This window comes from Streptomyces maremycinicus (genome assembly GCF_001184025.1).
Classification (GTDB): domain Bacteria; phylum Actinomycetota; class Actinomycetes; order Streptomycetales; family Streptomycetaceae; genus Streptomyces; species Streptomyces maremycinicus.
Genome location: NZ_BBYG01000009.1, coordinates 24,463 through 39,046, shown reverse-complemented (window position 1 = coordinate 39,046; position 14,584 = coordinate 24,463). Strand labels below are relative to the sequence as shown.

Sequence of the window (14,584 nt, the reverse complement as noted above, 5' to 3'; positions counted from 1 at the left end):
CCCTTTTCGGCAGGAGATACGAGAACCATGGCGAACGCACCGGTCCAGCGCATGTCCCAGTTGATGGCGAAGACGCTGCGTGACGACCCTGCGGACGCCGAGGTACTGAGCCACAAGCTCCTCGTCCGCGCCGGCTACGTCCGCCGTACCGCCGCCGGCATCTGGTCCTGGCTGCCGCTCGGCAAGAAGGTCCTCGCCAACGTGGAGCGGATCGTCCGCGAGGAGATGGACGCGATCGGCGCCCAGGAGGTCAGCCTCCCCGCCCTGCTGCCCCGCGAGCCCTACGAGGCGACCGGCCGCTGGGACGAGTACGGCCCGGAGCTGTTCCGCCTCCAGGACCGCAGGGGCGGCGACTACCTCCTCGGCCCCACCCACGAGGAGATCTTCACGCTGATCGTGAAGGACCAGGCGTCCTCGTACAAGGACCTGCCGGTCATCCTCTACCAGATCCAGACGAAGTTCCGCGACGAGGCCCGCCCCCGGGCCGGCATCCTGCGCGGCCGCGAGTTCCTCATGAAGGACTCCTACTCCTTCGACACCGAGGACGAGGGCCTCGCGCAGTCCTACGCCCTGCACCGCCAGGCGTACCGGAAGGTGTTCGAGCGCCTCGGCCTGGACTACCGGATCTGCGCGGCGACCGCGGGCGCGATGGGCGGCTCCAAGTCGGAGGAGTTCCTGGCCCCGGCCGAGGCCGGCGAGGACACCTTCGCCGACTGCCCGAACTGTGACTTCGCGGCCAACACCGAGGCGATCACGTACGAGTCGAAGCCGGTGGACGCCGCCGGCGTGGCGGCCCTCGAGGAGATCCCGACCCCGGACACCCCCACCATCGAGACCCTCGCCGCCCACCTCGGCGTCCCGGCCTCGGCCACGCTGAAGAACCTGCTGGTGAAGGTCGACGGCGAGATCGTCGCCGTGGGCGTCCCCGGTGACCGCGAGGTCGACCTGGACAAGGTCGAGGCGCACTTCGCCCCGGCGGCCGTCGAACTGGTCACCGCCGAGGACTTCGTGGGCCGCCCGGACCTGGTCCGCGGTTATGTCGGCCCGCAGGGTCTGGACAAGGTGACGTACATCGCCGACCCGCGCGTCGCCCCGGGCACCGCCTGGATCACCGGCGCCAACAAGGAGGGCCTGCACGCGAAGAACGTCGTCGCCGGCCGTGACTTCGAGGTCGCCGAGTACGTCGACGTCGTGGTCGTCCAGGAGGGCGACCCCTGCCCGAAGTGCGGCACCGGCCTGAAGCTGGACCGCGCCATCGAGATCGGCCACATCTTCCAGCTGGGCCGCAAGTACGCTGACGCCCTCAAGCTCGACGTGCTCGGCCAGAACGGCAAGCCCGTCCGCGTGACCATGGGCTCGTACGGCATCGGCGTGTCCCGCGCGGTCGCCGCCCTCGCCGAGCAGAGCGCCGACGAGAAGGGCCTGTGCTGGCCCGCCGAGGTCGCCCCGGCCGATGTGCACGTCGTCGCTGCGGGCAAGGCCCTCCAGACCGAACTGGCGCTGGACGTCTCCGAGAAGCTGCGCGCCGCCGGTCTGCGCGTCCTGGTCGACGACCGGGCCGGCGTCTCTCCGGGCGTGAAGTTCACCGACTCCGAGCTGATGGGCGTACCCAAGATCCTGGTGGCGGGCCGCCGCTCGGCCGAGGGCGTCCTGGAGCTGAAGGACCGCAGGACCGGCGAGCGCGAGGAGCTCACGGTCGACGAGGCGATCGCCCGGCTGACGGCGTGAGCTGAGGCCCTGATCCGAAGGGACGTCCCGGAGAGTTCTGCGAGGGCGTAGGTCCCCCTCGCAGGCTTCTCTCAGACCGTTCCCCGACCGGAGGACGTGACAGAACGTCACCGCGTAGGGGAACGGTCATGGCGCCCAGGGAAGAGGCACGGGGACCGTGCTGCGCCGGTCGCCCCCTCTCGTCCGGACGGGCTCCAGTCCACGCACCGCGCGGTCGGCGCCAGGGAGTCCTGTCTCGCCGTGGCGGACGGCGCGGCCTGGCTGGAATCCGCCCTTGCCCGGCGCACCGCGGATCCGCTGCCCGTGGACCGTCACGGTGTCGCCGGGACCGCGTGTGTCCTGCGTCGGCTCGCCCTCCGGCCGGCCGGCCGGTGCGGACCCTGCCTCAACGGCCTGCCCCGCATCGCCGCCGCCCTCCGCGCACTCGCCGCACCCGGGCCCCAGGGCACCGTCCGCGCCGCTCCGGCCCGCCGGTCGGACCTGGTGGAGGGCAGGGACGGCACGGAGGTGGGGGCGGGACGGTGGAGGTGACGGGAGGTCAGCAGACCTCGGCCGCGAGGACGCCGTAGGGCGTGAGTTCGCGCGGGAGCTCCACCCGCATGCCGCAGAAGCACCACAGGAGGCTGCCCCGTGAGGCAGGGGCGCCGAGGTCGACCATCAGAATGTCGCGAACTTCCCGGAGCACGTCACTCAGCTGGAAGCCTCTGGCCACCCGGATACTGACTTCATCCGGATCCCAGACCGCAATTTTGGGCAAATTGTCTGCCAACGAAATGTGGATGCACACAACTGTCTCCCCAGGGATGCACAACGACACGAGTGCTCCGCTCCGGGAGGTCAGCGGCTGACTGATGGTAGCCGTGACTCTCGTGGCTAGGGGGAGTTTCGGTCATATTCATCCGTAGGGGATGTGACGGTTTTGCGGATTCGCCGGGAGTACGTATCGCGGTCAATGGGCCGGGGCAATGCCCGCTGACCTCAGGTGATGCGGCTGACCTGCAACATTGCCTCGGCGTCTTTCAACAAGGCGCGTTGACGTGCTTCCGGCAATTGCCGGTACAGCTTGAGGAGGCGGGCCTCCCGCTCGTCCCCGCTGGGTCCGGGCGCGGGACGGCCGACCGCCTCGAAGAACTCCCTCGGTGTGGTCGCCACGCCCCAGCGCCGGAACACGTCGACCATGGCCCGCAGCTTCTCCGGGTCGATGCGGGAGGTGCCGCGCGTCCGGTTCATCCACGCGTTCAGCGTCGGGTAGGAGATGCCGGCCGCCGAGGCCAGGTCCTTCTGGGTCTTTCCCGGGACCTGCGCCAGCAGACGTTCGAGCAGAATCGCGAGGTCCGCGTCCTGGCGTGGCGGATCATTGCCGGGCGTCGGGTCTCCTGGGCGGTGTTGCTGGTTCGTCACGACTCAGAGGATCGGCCATCGATATCTACAAGCGCAAGTAGATCGCAGACCGACAATCAGGGCTCTTAGTGCACGCCGGAGCGTTGTCGGACCAGTCGCGCAAACCTGCGCCCCCCGTGCTCCTCCCGGTGTCGCCACACCAGCATCTTGCGTTCCGTGCACAACTTGACACTGTATGCATCTACGTGAAGACTGTAGATAGGCCCGGCGGCGGGCCGTCCGGCTCGCGGAGGAAGTGGGCGGCAAGCGCCCTTCCGGTGAGAGCCGATGGCTCTGAGTTCCCGGCGCCCCGCGCGGCGAAGTCATGTCGTCACCCACACGTTTTGGTACCGGTCGCCCCGCTCCCTTCTTGCGGCGGAGTGGAGTGGCCGGACGTCCGCCGAAGAAATCTACATCTACATGCATATCGCAGATGCGGGGGATCTTCGCTCCGCACCCCCGCACGACGTCGACGGGAGTACCTGCTGTGTCCGCACCGAACAACGTCACGTCCGCTCCGGACGGCCCGGAACCCGATGTGATCGCCCGGGCCCGCGCGGGCGACCGGGAGGCGTTCGCCGCCCTCTACTACGACCACTACCGCCTCGTGTACAGCTTCCTGCTGGTCCGCACGCGCAACAGACACCTGGCCGAGGACCTCACGCAGGAGGTGTTCACGCGTGCGCTGCGACGCATCGACACCTACGTCTGGCAGGGCACCGCGTTCGCCGCCTGGCTGGTCACCATCGCCAAGAACCTCTATCTCGACGAGGTCGGCCGCGGCCGCACCCGGCTGGAGACCCCGGTCGCCGAGTTCCTGGACCCCCAGCTGCCCGGCCGGGGCCCGGAGTCGCTCGCCCTGCGTGAACTCGAGGCCGTCGAGGCGCACGAAACGGTCCGCACGGTCCTGCACACGCTCAACGACCAGCAACGCCACTGCGTCCAACTGCGTTTCCTCGACGAGTTGACGGCGCAGGAGACGGCCCTGGAGATGGGGCGCAGCGTCGGCGCCGTCAAGGCGCTCACCCATCGGGCGCTCCGGAAACTGCGCTGGACGGCCGGGGCGGTGGCGGTGTGAACGGGAACGTCCTCCATGCCGCGCGCGTGATCCGCACGGTGCTGGCGACCGTCCGGACCGAGCAGGCGACGGCCGTGGCCCACGCGCTGGACTCGGCCCGGCTTCTCGTCGACCCCGAGCGCTCCTTCGGCGTGGTGCTCTACCGCACACCGGACGGCGGCTGGTCCCGCGCCGCCCGACCGGTCACCGAACTGGAGCGGCAGGCCCTGACCTGGGACACCTCCTGCGCACGGGCCCGTCATGTCGCCCGTGCCATCGAGCGGCACCTGGACACGCACCCCGGCCCGCACGCCGTCAGCGTCGACGGCGACCGGGTGCGCGTCAGGCTGCGCGTCGACGGCCCCGCCCAATGGGCCCGCTGGCGCTCGTACTTCGGCATCGCGATCGTCGGCGAGCGGACCGAGCCGCACACGCTGACGGGTGAGGGGGAACGCGACGGCGTCCGGGTGACGGTGGTGGCCCTCAGCGCCTCCACGGCACCGCCGGAGTCGACGGCGGGAGACGAAAAGCGTCGGTTCCGGATCGGCGAGACCCTGTACGACCTGGCCTTACCGATGCGGGACGGGTACGGCGGCGTCTGGTACTTCGAGGGCCGCCGAAGCAGCGACGGCATGCCCCTGATGTCCCTCGACGGTCGGCCCGAGCGGTGCTCCCTCGCCAACGTCGTCGCGTACCTGGGGCCGCTGTCACCGGTGGGCCCCGACGAGGACGGCACGCTCCCCCGCCCGACGGAGACCCCACAGGCCGCGCCGGCTCTGACGGCTCTGACGGACCCGACGGCTCTGACGGACCCGACGGATCTGACGTACCCGACGGCGTTGCCGGACCCGACGGCTCCGCAGGAACCGGCCGCCCCGCCGGACCTGCCGGTACCGCCGACGCTCCCGCGGACGGCCGTGTCCCACCTGCTCCCGAGCGCTCCCGGGCCGTGGGAGGCGGTGGACGTGTCGGAGACGGCCGTGCGGCCGGACGTGCCCTTACCGCGGGCCACGCCGGACGCGCCGGAACAGGGACCGGAACCGCGACCGGAAGAGGCTCGGCGACGGGAACACGAACAGGAACAGGAACAGGTTCGGCGACGGGAACAGGAACACGCGCGGGCGCAGGAGCCGGTGGTGCAGCCGGTCCGCCCGGCCTGGGCGGAACCGTTCGGGCCGCTCGTACCGGCCGTGCCGGCCACCGGTCCGGCCGGGCCCGTCCGATGAGCGCCGGTCGGTCGAGGGGGCCGACCGGCGCCCGCAGAACGACGGACGGGGAAACGACGGACGGGAAGACGACGGACGGGGAAATGGCGCACAGGGAAGCGAGGGGCGGGGGAACCGCGGACGGCGGGACCCGGGCATGGGAGTCGCGTGCCGCCTGCCGGTACCAGGACGCGGAGCTGTGGTTCTCCCGCCGGTCCTCGTCCCGCGCGGTGGCCATCTGCGCGACCTGTCCCGTACTGGACCCCTGCCGGGCCGCCGTCCTCCTGCGCGAGAAGGGACTGCCCAAGTGTCAACGCGACGGTGTCATCGCCGGCCTGACCGGCGCTCAGCGCCATGCCCTGGAGTGTCAGGCGGACCGGCCGCGACCGGTACCGCCGGCCGGTCCCGAGGCGCCCCGCGCGCCGGGCGGTGTGCCCCGGGGACAGCCCGCCCCGTGCGGGACCCGGGCGGCCTACCAGCGGCATCTGCGCCTGCGGGAGCCCGTCGACGAGGCCTGCCGGGTGGCCAACGCGCGCAGCGCGGGCCGATACCGCCGTACCGGCTCCACCCGTGGGCGCGACGAAGCCGCCCCGGGCCGCGACCGCCTGTGGGGCACGGCCGGGTCACCCGGCGGCCCGCCCCGCAAGTGACCCCCTGTTCACCGCCACCGGAGTACTCCATGTCCGTACCCTCGCCCTCGACGGGCCGCCCGTCCGAGGAGCCCCCGTTCGAAGGGCCCCCGTCCGGCCGCTCCCGGAGCCGGGGCTCCCGAGCAGCTCGTCCCGTCGGCCGCACCGGCGTCCTGCGGCGCCTTTTCGGGCCGCGAGGCCGCGCCGACCGGACGGAGACCGTGCCGCGGCAGAGCCCCTCCCCGGACCTGGACGACTGCCGCAGGGAGCTGGTCCGCTGGCAGCGCCATGCCGACTCCTTCGAGCGGGAGCTGACCCGCGTCTCCTTCGAACGCGCGCACCTCCTGGCCTGGCTGGCGGCGCTGCACCCGTCGACCGCGGTCGTCACACCGGCCGCCGACGCCGGAGCGGACGGCACGCACCTGCTGCGACTCGTCGCCGGCGGACGGCAGTTGTCCTGGCGCCTTCCGCCCAGGGACATCCCGCTGTTCGCGCATGTCCCCTACACGGAACGCGCCGTCGGGCACGGGCAGCGGGACGGCCCCACCGCGGGGGAACAGGCCGCTCACATCCGCAGCCACACCCGCCTGCTCGCGCTCGAGGGGACACTGTTCGCCACCCCCGCCGAGAGCCGGCCGCAGGCGCGACCGACCGAGCGCTGACGCCGCACGGGACGGGCCTGTCGGCCCGCCCACGAGACTCCGGTTGGCAGGCTCGGGAGGCACGTCGGCCGGACCACGGCGCTCCCCCGCGCGGGGACCTCCAGCGGGGGAGCGCCACCCGGCCCGCGCCCCGCGCTACAGCCAGCTCGCGAATTCGAGGAGCAGCTCGGCGTCGCGGGCCCGGCCGACCCGGAGCGCGCGCACTCCTGACTCGACGGCCCGGAACAGGGTCCAGCCGCGCAGTCGCTCCTGGTCGAGTTCCAGCGACTCCGCGAGCCGCTTCACCCGGCGTCGGGTCGTCGGTGCCCCGGACGGCGAGGCGATCAGGTCCTCGACCCGGTCGCGGACCAGCCGGGCCAGGTCGAAGGCGCACTCGCCGACCACCGGATCCGGTCCCACCGCCAGCCACGGCATCCGCTCGCCCGCGAGCACCTTGCTCTGCCGGAACGTGCCGTGCAGCAGCTTGTGTTCGGGCGGTTCCGCGAGCAGCCCCGCGCGGGCGGCGAGTGCCGCGTCCACCAGGGCGGCCACGTCGGGCGCGGCCTCGGCGCTCGCCCGCATCGCCTCCGCCTGCCGCCCGGTCCGCTCGGCCACGGACTCGAAGGAGTGGCCGGCCGGTGGGTCCACCCACAGCCGCCGGACCGTCCCCGCCGCCTCCAGCAGGGCCTTGGCCTCCGCCAGCGACCGTACCGACACATCGGGATGCAGCCGCTCGAGCAGCAGTGCCCCCGCGGTCTGCGGCCCCTCCAGCAGCTGGACGGCGCCCAGGCCGTCCCAGTGCGCCAGCGCGGCCCGCTCCGCCTCCGGCCGGAACCGGGGCGGGGCCAGCTTCAGCACGGCCGGGGTCCCGTCCGCGCGCCGCACCAGCACGACCAGGCTGGTCCGGCCGCCCGGCACCTGTACCCGGTCGACGGTCAACTCGCTCAGGGCGACGGCCTGTCGCGCCGTCTCCGGCAGCTTCTCCAACCAGCCGTCACCGTCCGGTGCCGTCTCGCCGAGCGCCCTGACCAAACGCTGCGGCGGTTCGAAAGCCATGCGCGAGTCGTTCCCTTCCTGCTTCGGGTCAAGCCGCCGGTGTGCCCGAGGGCGCTGCCGCCGCCGGTGCGGACGTCGTGCCCGTGGCCGGATCCGTACCCGTCCGCTCGGCGAGACCAGGGAAGGCTACGCTCCCGCCGCGCCAGCGCACCGCACGGACCGCCGCGTCCCGCAGCGCGCCCGCGGCGTCCCGGCGCCGTGCGTCCTCGGCTGCCCGCACCAGGTCGGAGTACACGCCGGCCACGCGTTCCTCCAGCACGGTCGCGAGCCGTACCGCCGCGGCGGAGTCCGGCACCGGGAACGGCAGCGCGTACCCGGCGTTCGCCGCGACCGGCTCGGCCCCCAGGTCGCGCACCTCGCGCGCCAGCGCGTCCCGGCGCGCCCGGTGCGCGTCGTAGGCCGCCTGCGCCTCGGCGCGCCGCCCGTCGCGGATCCGCCCGCCGACGACGCCGTACCCGTACACGGCGGCGTGTTCGGCGGCCAGCGCCGCCTGGAGTGCCGTCAGCTCCGCGTCGCTCGTGGCCTCGCTCATCGGGTCCCCTCCGTCAGCAGATAGGCGTGTGCGGCGCCGGCCGCCGCGACCGAGGCCAGCAGCCGGGCCGATTCGCCCGGGACGTCGAGCAGTTCGGTGGCCCTGCGGTCGGCGAGCGTCCGCTCGGCGGCGGCCAGCCAGGCGAGCGCGTCCGTGTCCATGATCGGCACGGCGGGCGCCACGGCGGAGGCGCCGCTCGTCGGGGAGCCCGTCGGAGAGGCCGTCGGAGAAGAGGGGGAGCCGGAGGAGCCGGTCGCGGAAGCCGTGGCCGAGCCCGTCACGGAGTCCGTCGCGGAGCCCGTCACGGAGTCCGTCACGGACGGGGACCCGGAGGGTGACGCCTTCGCCGTGCCTCCGAAGGCCTCCACGTGTCCCGCGACCTCCGCCCGCAGCGGCTCCAGCCGCGCCGCCAGCGACGGATGCACGGCGAGCACGGCGTCGTAGTGTGCCACCAGGGCGCCGCTGTCCCGGGCCGCACGCGCGCGTGCCCGCTCGGTGGCCGACGGGGTGCCGCTCGCGCTCTCCTCGGACTCCTCCGAACCGGACGAACAGCCCACGAGCAGCGCGGCTCCCGCGGCCGACGCGAGCAGGGATCTTCTGCGCGGACCCGAGGGGGTGCGCGAGGGGAGGGGCAACGGCACGGCGGGCGTCCTCGGGAACTCGTACGGAACGGGGGTCCTGGTGGGCGGCGGGCCCGTGATCACCGTACCCGCGCGGTCGCCCCGCACCACTCAGCGGCACCGTCCCGCGAGAGCCCGCCACCCTCCGTGCACAGGTGGACGGCAACACACCTTGCGACCGGATACCCTTTGACCAGACACGCGCCCCATCCCACAACAGCACACGCGGCCGAGGAGTCACCCGGATGAGCACCACCCAGAGCGAGAGGCTGCGAGAGCTCCTGGAACCGCTCGTCGCCTCCCAGGGACTGGATCTGGAAGAGATCACCGTGGACTCCGTGGGACGCAAGCGGGTGCTGAGCGTCGTCGTCGACTCCGACTCCGGAGCGGACCTGGACCAGATCGCCGATGTGAGCCGCGCGCTCTCGGCGAAGCTCGACGAGACGGACGCGATGGGCGAGGGCGAATACACCCTCGAGGTCGGCACCCCGGGCGCGGAGCGCGCACTCACCGAACACCGCCACTACGTACGCGCCGTGGACCGGCTGGTGCGGTTCCAGCTGACCGAGGGCGGCGAACTGGTCGCCCGCATCCTGACGGTCGACGACGAGGGACTCGATCTCGAGGTCCCCGGCGTGAAGGGCCGCAAGGCCACCGCCCGCAGACTCTCCTTCGGTGACATCGACAAGGCCCGCGTACAGGTCGAGTTCAGCCGCAAGGACAAGAGCAGCAAGCACAACGACGACAACGACGAGAACGAGATGGAAGAGGAGGCGTAGCCGTGGACATCGACATGAGTGCCCTGCGGGGCTTGGTACGGGAGAAGGAGATCTCCTTCGACCTGCTGGTCGAGGCGATCGAGTCGGCCCTCCTCATCGCCTACCACCGCACCGAGGGAAGTCGCCGTCACGCGCGCGTGGAGCTCAACCGGGAAACCGGACATGTGACCGTGTGGGCGAAGGAGGACCCCGAGGACCTCGAGGAGGGGCAGGAGCCCCGCCCGTTCGACGACACCCCGTCCGACTTCGGCCGCATCGCCGCCACCACCGCCAAGCAGGTGATCCTCCAGCGTCTGCGCGACGCCGAGGACGACGCGACGCTCGGCGAGTACGCCGGCCGTGAGGGCGACATCGTCACCGGCGTGGTCCAGCAGGGCCGCGACCCGAAGAACGTGCTCGTGGACATCGGCAAGCTGGAGGCCATCCTGCCCGTGCAGGAGCAGGTCCCCGGCGAGACGTACCCGCACGGCATGCGGCTGCGGTCGTACGTCGTCCGGGTGGCGAAGGGCATGCGCGGCCCGTCCGTGACGCTCTCCCGCACCCACCCCAACCTGGTGAAGAAGCTCTTCGCCCTGGAGGTGCCGGAGATCGCCGACGGTTCGGTCGAGATCGCCGCCATCGCACGCGAGGCCGGTCACCGCACGAAGATCGCCGTCAGGTCCACCCGTTCGGGTCTGAACGCCAAGGGCGCCTGCATCGGCCCCATGGGCGGTCGGGTGCGCAACGTGATGGGCGAGCTGAACGGCGAGAAGATCGACATCGTCGACTGGTCGGACGACCCGGCCGAGATGGTGGCGAACGCGCTGTCCCCGGCCCGGGTCTCCAAGGTCGAGGTCGTGGACCTCGCGGCCCGCTCCGCGCGCGTGACGGTGCCGGACTACCAGCTGTCGCTCGCGATCGGCAAGGAAGGGCAGAACGCCCGGCTCGCCGCCCGGCTGACCGGCTGGCGCATCGACATCCGTCCGGACGTCGAACAGCCGACCGAGTAGCCCACCGGGCCCGTCGAGCGGCCCGGTGAGCAGCCGGGGAATAGATCTCGGCCTGCGGTGGCTCAGATCACGACAGATGTAACGCGGCAGGTGTTCGACTCCTTACCCGAAGGGGTGAGGTCGCCGCGGGGAGGTAGACTTAACAGTGTCTGGCCGGACGCACGCCGGAGCATGCCCTGAACGCACCTGTGTGGGGTGCCGGGAGCGGGCGGCCAAGACGGAGCTGCTGCGCATCGTGGCGATCAAGGACACATGTGTCCCCGATCCACGCGGTACGCTGCCCGGCCGGGGTGCGTATCTGCATCCCGCCCCGGTCTGTCTCGATCAGGCGGTACGCCGCCGGGCGTTCACGAGGGCGTTGCGAGCCCCGGGAGCGCTCGACACAAAGGCGTTGCGCCAGTACGTCGAGCAGACGACCGTTGCCCAGCAGGCAACACCGTAAGAAGGCGTCGCACGGAACCCCCGTGCGGCTCTGGTACCCCGCGAGTTGGAAGTAGGTCGAGATTGCGATGAGCACTCGATGAGCACGCGATGAGTACGCCCATGAAGTAGCGACGGTCCGGACACACCCGGACCTAAAAGGAGCGAAGTGGCTAAGGTCCGGGTATACGAACTCGCCAAGGAGTTCGGGGTGGAGAGCAAGGTCGTCATGGCCAAGCTCCAGGAACTCGGTGAATTCGTCCGTTCGGCGTCTTCGACCATCGAAGCGCCCGTTGTCCGCAAATTGACAGACGCCTTCCAGGGCGGCAGCGGCAAGTCCGCGAAGCCCGCCCCGCGCAAGGCTGCCCCCAGGCCCGGTGCGCCTTCCCCGGCGCAGGCGGCCCGTCCGGGCCCGGCCGCACCGCGGCCGGCCGCCCCCAAGCCCGCCGCGGCGCAGACGCCCGCGGCTCCGGCGGCCCCGGCGGCTCCCGCCGCCCCGTCGGCCCCCGCGCCGGCGGCCTCCGGCCCGCGTCCGGGTCCCAAGCCCGCCCCGCGTCCGGCCCCGGCCGCCCCGGAGTTCACCGCTCCGCCGGCCGCCCCCGCGGCTCCGGCGGCCTCGGCCGCTCCGGCGCAGTCGTCCGGCCCCCGGCCGGCCTCCCAGGGTCCGCGCCCCGGCGCGCCCCGTCCCGCCGGCCGTCCCGCGCCCGGTCAGGACCGTGGCGACCGCGGTGACCGTGGTGACCGCGGCCAGCGTCCGGCCGCCGCACAGGGGCCGCGCCCCGGTGGCGCCGGTGCCCCGCGTCCGGGCGGTGCCCGTCCCTCGGGTCCGCGTCCGGGCAACAACCCCTTCACCTCCGGCGGCAACGCCGGTATGGCGCGCCCCCAGGCGCCCCGACCGCAGGGCGCCCCGCGTCCCGGCGGCCCCGGTGGCGCTCCCGGCGCCGGTCCCCGTCCGCAGGGCCCCGGTGGCCAGGGCGGCGGTCCTCGTCCGCAGTCTCCGGGCGGCGCGCGTCCGTCTCCGGGCGGTATGCCCCGTCCGCAGGGCGCAGGCCCCGGCGGTCCCCGTCCCGGCGGCCCGCGTCCCAACCCCGGCATGATGCCGCAGCGTCCCGCTGCCGGCCCGCGTCCCGGCGGTGGCCCCGGCGGCCGCGGCCCGGGTGGCGGCGGCGGTGCCGGTCGTCCCGGCGGCGGTCGTCCCGGTGGCGGCGGCTTCGCAGGCCGTCCGGCCGGTCCCGGCGGCGGTGCCCGTCCCGGTGGCGGCGGCGGCTTCGCCGGTCGTCCCGGTGGCGGTGGCCCCGGCGGTGGCGGCGGCTTCGGCGGCGGCGGTGGCCGTCCCGGATTCGGTGGCCGTCCCGGCGGTCCCGGTGGCCGTGGTGGCACGCAGGGCGCCTTCGGTCGTCCCGGCGGTCCCGCGCGTCGTGGTCGCAAGTCGAAGCGGCAGAGGCGCCAGGAGTACGAGGCCATGCAGGCCCCGTCGGTCGGCGGCGTGATGCTGCCTCGCGGCAACGGCGAGACCATTCGCCTGTCGCGCGGTGCGTCCCTCACCGACTTCGCCGAGAAGATCAACGCCAACCCGGCGTCGCTCGTCGCGGTGATGATGAACCTCGGTGAGATGGTCACGGCCACGCAGTCCGTCTCCGACGCGACCCTCGAGGTCCTCGCCGGCGAGATGAACTACACGATCCAGATCGTCAGCCCCGAGGAGGAGGACCGCGAGCTGCTCGAGTCCTTCGACATCGAGTTCGGCGAGGACGAGGGCGACGAGGAAGACCTGGTGGTCCGTCCGCCGGTCGTCACCGTCATGGGTCACGTCGACCACGGTAAGACCCGACTGCTCGACGCCATCCGCAAGACGAACGTCATCGCGGGCGAGGCCGGCGGCATCACCCAGCACATCGGTGCCTACCAGGTCGCGACCGAGGTCAACGAAGAAGAGCGCAAGATCACCTTCATCGACACCCCGGGTCACGAGGCGTTCACCGCCATGCGTGCCCGTGGTGCGAAGTCGACCGACATCGCGATCCTGGTCGTCGCGGCCAACGACGGCGTCATGCCGCAGACGGTCGAGGCGCTCAACCACGCCAAGGCGGCCGAGGTCCCGATCGTCGTCGCGGTCAACAAGATCGACGTCGAGGGTGCCGACCCGACCAAGGTGCGCGGTCAGCTCACCGAGTTCGGTCTGGTGGCCGAGGAGTACGGCGGCGACACGATGTTCGTCGACATCTCCGCCAAGCAGGGTCTGAACATCGACTCGCTGCTGGAAGCCGTGATCCTCACGGCCGACGCCTCGCTCGACCTGAGGGCCAACCCCAGCCAGGACGCGCAGGGCATCTCGATCGAGTCCCGTCTCGACCGCGGCCGCGGTGCCGTGGCGACGGTCCTCGTCCAGCGAGGCACGCTGCGGGTCGGCGACACGATGGTCGTGGGCGACGCCTACGGTCGTGTGCGCGCCATGCTCGACGACAACGGCAACAACGTCGCCGAGGCCGGCCCGTCGACGCCGGTCCAGGTCCTGGGCCTGACCAACGTCCCGGGTGCGGGCGACAACTTCCTCGTCGTCGACGAGGACCGCACCGCCCGCCAGATCGCCGAGAAGCGTGCCGCCCGCGAGCGCAACGCCGCCTTCGCCAAGCGCACGCGCAGGTTCTCCCTGGAGAACCTGGACGCCGCCCTGAAGGCCGGCGAGGTCCAGCAGCTGAACCTGATCATCAAGGGTGACGCTTCCGGTTCGGTGGAGGCTCTCGAGTCCTCGCTGCTCCAGCTGGACGTCGGCGAAGAGGTCGACATCCGCGTCCTGCACCGCGGCGTCGGTGCGGTCACGGAGTCGGACATCGACCTGGCCATGGGCTCGGACGCCATCGTCATCGGCTTCAACGTCCGTGCGGCCGGCCGCGCGGCGCAGATGGCCGAGCGCGAAGGCGTGGACGTCCGGTACTACTCGGTCATCTACCAGGCGATCGAGGAGATCGAGGCGGCCCTGAAGGGCATGCTGAAGCCGGAGTACGAGGAGGTCGAGCTCGGCACGGCGGAGATCCGCGAGATCTTCAAGTCGTCCAAGCTGGGCAACATCGCCGGTGTCCTGGTCCGCTCGGGCGAGGTCAAGCGCAACACCAAGGCGCGCCTCATCCGCGACGGCAAGGTCATCGCGGAGAACCTCAACATCGAGGGCCTGCGCCGCTTCAAGGACGACGTCACCGAGATCCGCGAAGGCTACGAGGGTGGTATCAACCTCGGAAACTTCAACGACATCAAGATCGACGACGTCATCGCGACGTACGAGATGCGGGAGAAGCCGCGGGTGTGAGCCCGATGCTTCGCCGCCGGCCGACGGGACCTGGTCCCGTCGGCCGGCGGGCCGTACCGGGGGCTTTTGCCCCCGGCCTCTGCTTCGGCCCGGAACGGGCCTCATCCCCGCACGCCGGCCGGGCCGGATCCGCCGGCCGGCGCGACCGGGTAAAACCCCGTCGAGCCGTCGGCCGGATCGTTGTACCGTTCTTGATGTCCCTGTCCCATGGCGGCAGGGCCGTCGATCCCGTACCGGCGGGTGA

The 14,584-nt window shown here is 72.4% G+C and carries 15 protein-coding genes; 10 read left to right on the top strand and 5 right to left on the bottom strand.

From position 1 onward, the window contains the following. Positions 1 to 27: 27 nt before the first annotated feature. Together AOQ37_RS04740 and AOQ37_RS04735 are read left to right on the top strand one after the other, a co-directional pair. The gene (locus AOQ37_RS04740; protein ID WP_062641561.1) at positions 28 to 1,728 is read left to right on the top strand and encodes a proline--tRNA ligase; all 1,701 of its coding nucleotides are present in this window, start codon (positions 28 to 30) and stop codon (positions 1,726 to 1,728) included. Between the two features lie 240 nt (positions 1,729 to 1,968). Next, positions 1,969 to 2,259: a hypothetical protein gene (locus tag AOQ37_RS04735; protein ID WP_062641560.1), complete on the top strand. Its 291-nt coding sequence runs from the start codon at positions 1,969 to 1,971 to the stop codon at positions 2,257 to 2,259. A 7-nt stretch (positions 2,260 to 2,266) separates the two neighbouring features. Here the strand turns inward: AOQ37_RS04735 and AOQ37_RS04730 are convergent, their stop codons facing one another. Both AOQ37_RS04730 and AOQ37_RS04725 read right to left on the bottom strand, forming a co-directional pair. Beyond that, positions 2,267 to 2,515: a hypothetical protein gene (locus tag AOQ37_RS04730; protein ID WP_062641558.1), complete on the bottom strand. Its 249-nt coding sequence runs from the start codon at positions 2,513 to 2,515 to the stop codon at positions 2,267 to 2,269. Positions 2,516 to 2,706: 191 nt separating this feature from the next. Then, positions 2,707 to 3,129, bottom strand: coding sequence for a helix-turn-helix domain-containing protein (locus AOQ37_RS04725; RefSeq protein ID WP_062641551.1), 423 nt, complete (start codon positions 3,127 to 3,129; stop codon positions 2,707 to 2,709). A 466-nt stretch (positions 3,130 to 3,595) separates the two neighbouring features. Here AOQ37_RS04725 and AOQ37_RS04720 point away from each other — a divergent pair, with 466 nt between their 5' ends. The 4 genes from AOQ37_RS04720 (at position 3,596) to AOQ37_RS04705 (ending at position 6,661) form a co-directional block, all read left to right on the top strand. After that, positions 3,596 to 4,186 carry a sigma-70 family RNA polymerase sigma factor gene (locus tag AOQ37_RS04720; RefSeq protein WP_062641548.1) on the top strand — a complete coding sequence of 197 codons (591 nt, stop codon included), beginning with the start codon at positions 3,596 to 3,598 and terminating at the stop codon, positions 4,184 to 4,186. Beyond that, positions 4,183 to 5,391 carry a BN159_2729 family protein gene (locus AOQ37_RS04715; RefSeq protein ID WP_062641546.1) on the top strand — a complete coding sequence of 403 codons (1,209 nt, stop codon included), beginning with the start codon at positions 4,183 to 4,185 and terminating at the stop codon, positions 5,389 to 5,391. The genes AOQ37_RS04720 and AOQ37_RS04715 overlap by 4 nt, the downstream gene beginning before the upstream one ends. A gap of 83 nt (positions 5,392 to 5,474) precedes the next feature. Then, positions 5,475 to 6,020, top strand: coding sequence for a WhiB family transcriptional regulator (locus tag AOQ37_RS04710; RefSeq protein ID WP_062641544.1), 546 nt, complete (start codon positions 5,475 to 5,477; stop codon positions 6,018 to 6,020). A gap of 200 nt (positions 6,021 to 6,220) precedes the next feature. Further along, a complete protein-coding gene (locus tag AOQ37_RS04705) occupies positions 6,221 to 6,661 on the top strand; it encodes a hypothetical protein (RefSeq protein ID WP_234436810.1) in 441 nt (146 codons plus the stop codon). Positions 6,662 to 6,796: 135 nt separating this feature from the next. Here the strand turns inward: AOQ37_RS04705 and AOQ37_RS04700 are convergent, their stop codons facing one another. From AOQ37_RS04700 to AOQ37_RS04690, 3 genes are read right to left on the bottom strand one after another with little or no spacing between them, the layout of a single operon-like run. Further along, positions 6,797 to 7,696 (bottom strand): aminoglycoside phosphotransferase family protein, encoded by a 900-nt coding sequence (locus AOQ37_RS04700; RefSeq protein ID WP_062641542.1) that lies wholly within the window; start codon positions 7,694 to 7,696, stop codon positions 6,797 to 6,799. A gap of 28 nt (positions 7,697 to 7,724) precedes the next feature. Then, a complete protein-coding gene (locus AOQ37_RS04695; protein WP_062641540.1) occupies positions 7,725 to 8,228 on the bottom strand; it encodes a ferritin-like domain-containing protein in 504 nt (167 codons plus the stop codon). Next, positions 8,225 to 8,869 carry a hypothetical protein gene (locus AOQ37_RS04690; protein WP_062642433.1) on the bottom strand — a complete coding sequence of 215 codons (645 nt, stop codon included), beginning with the start codon at positions 8,867 to 8,869 and terminating at the stop codon, positions 8,225 to 8,227. The genes AOQ37_RS04695 and AOQ37_RS04690 overlap by 4 nt, the downstream gene beginning before the upstream one ends. Positions 8,870 to 9,093: 224 nt before the next feature. Between AOQ37_RS04690 and rimP the strand changes: the two genes are divergently transcribed. The 4 genes from rimP to infB all read left to right on the top strand — a co-directional run bounded on the left by rimP (position 9,094) and on the right by infB (position 14,340). Continuing rightward, positions 9,094 to 9,627: a ribosome maturation factor RimP gene (gene rimP, locus AOQ37_RS04685; protein ID WP_062641538.1), complete on the top strand. Its 534-nt coding sequence runs from the start codon at positions 9,094 to 9,096 to the stop codon at positions 9,625 to 9,627. A 2-nt stretch (positions 9,628 to 9,629) separates the two neighbouring features. Beyond that, the gene (gene nusA, locus AOQ37_RS04680; protein ID WP_020128608.1) at positions 9,630 to 10,616 is read left to right on the top strand and encodes a transcription termination factor NusA; all 987 of its coding nucleotides are present in this window, start codon (positions 9,630 to 9,632) and stop codon (positions 10,614 to 10,616) included. 145 nt (positions 10,617 to 10,761) lie between these two features. Further along, complete coding sequence (locus AOQ37_RS38375) at positions 10,762 to 11,058, top strand: YlxR family protein (protein WP_078890007.1); 297 nt, start codon at positions 10,762 to 10,764, stop codon at positions 11,056 to 11,058. 147 nt (positions 11,059 to 11,205) lie between these two features. Beyond that, positions 11,206 to 14,340, top strand: coding sequence for a translation initiation factor IF-2 (gene infB, locus AOQ37_RS38370; RefSeq protein ID WP_078890006.1), 3,135 nt, complete (start codon positions 11,206 to 11,208; stop codon positions 14,338 to 14,340). Positions 14,341 to 14,584: the final 244 nt, after the last annotated feature.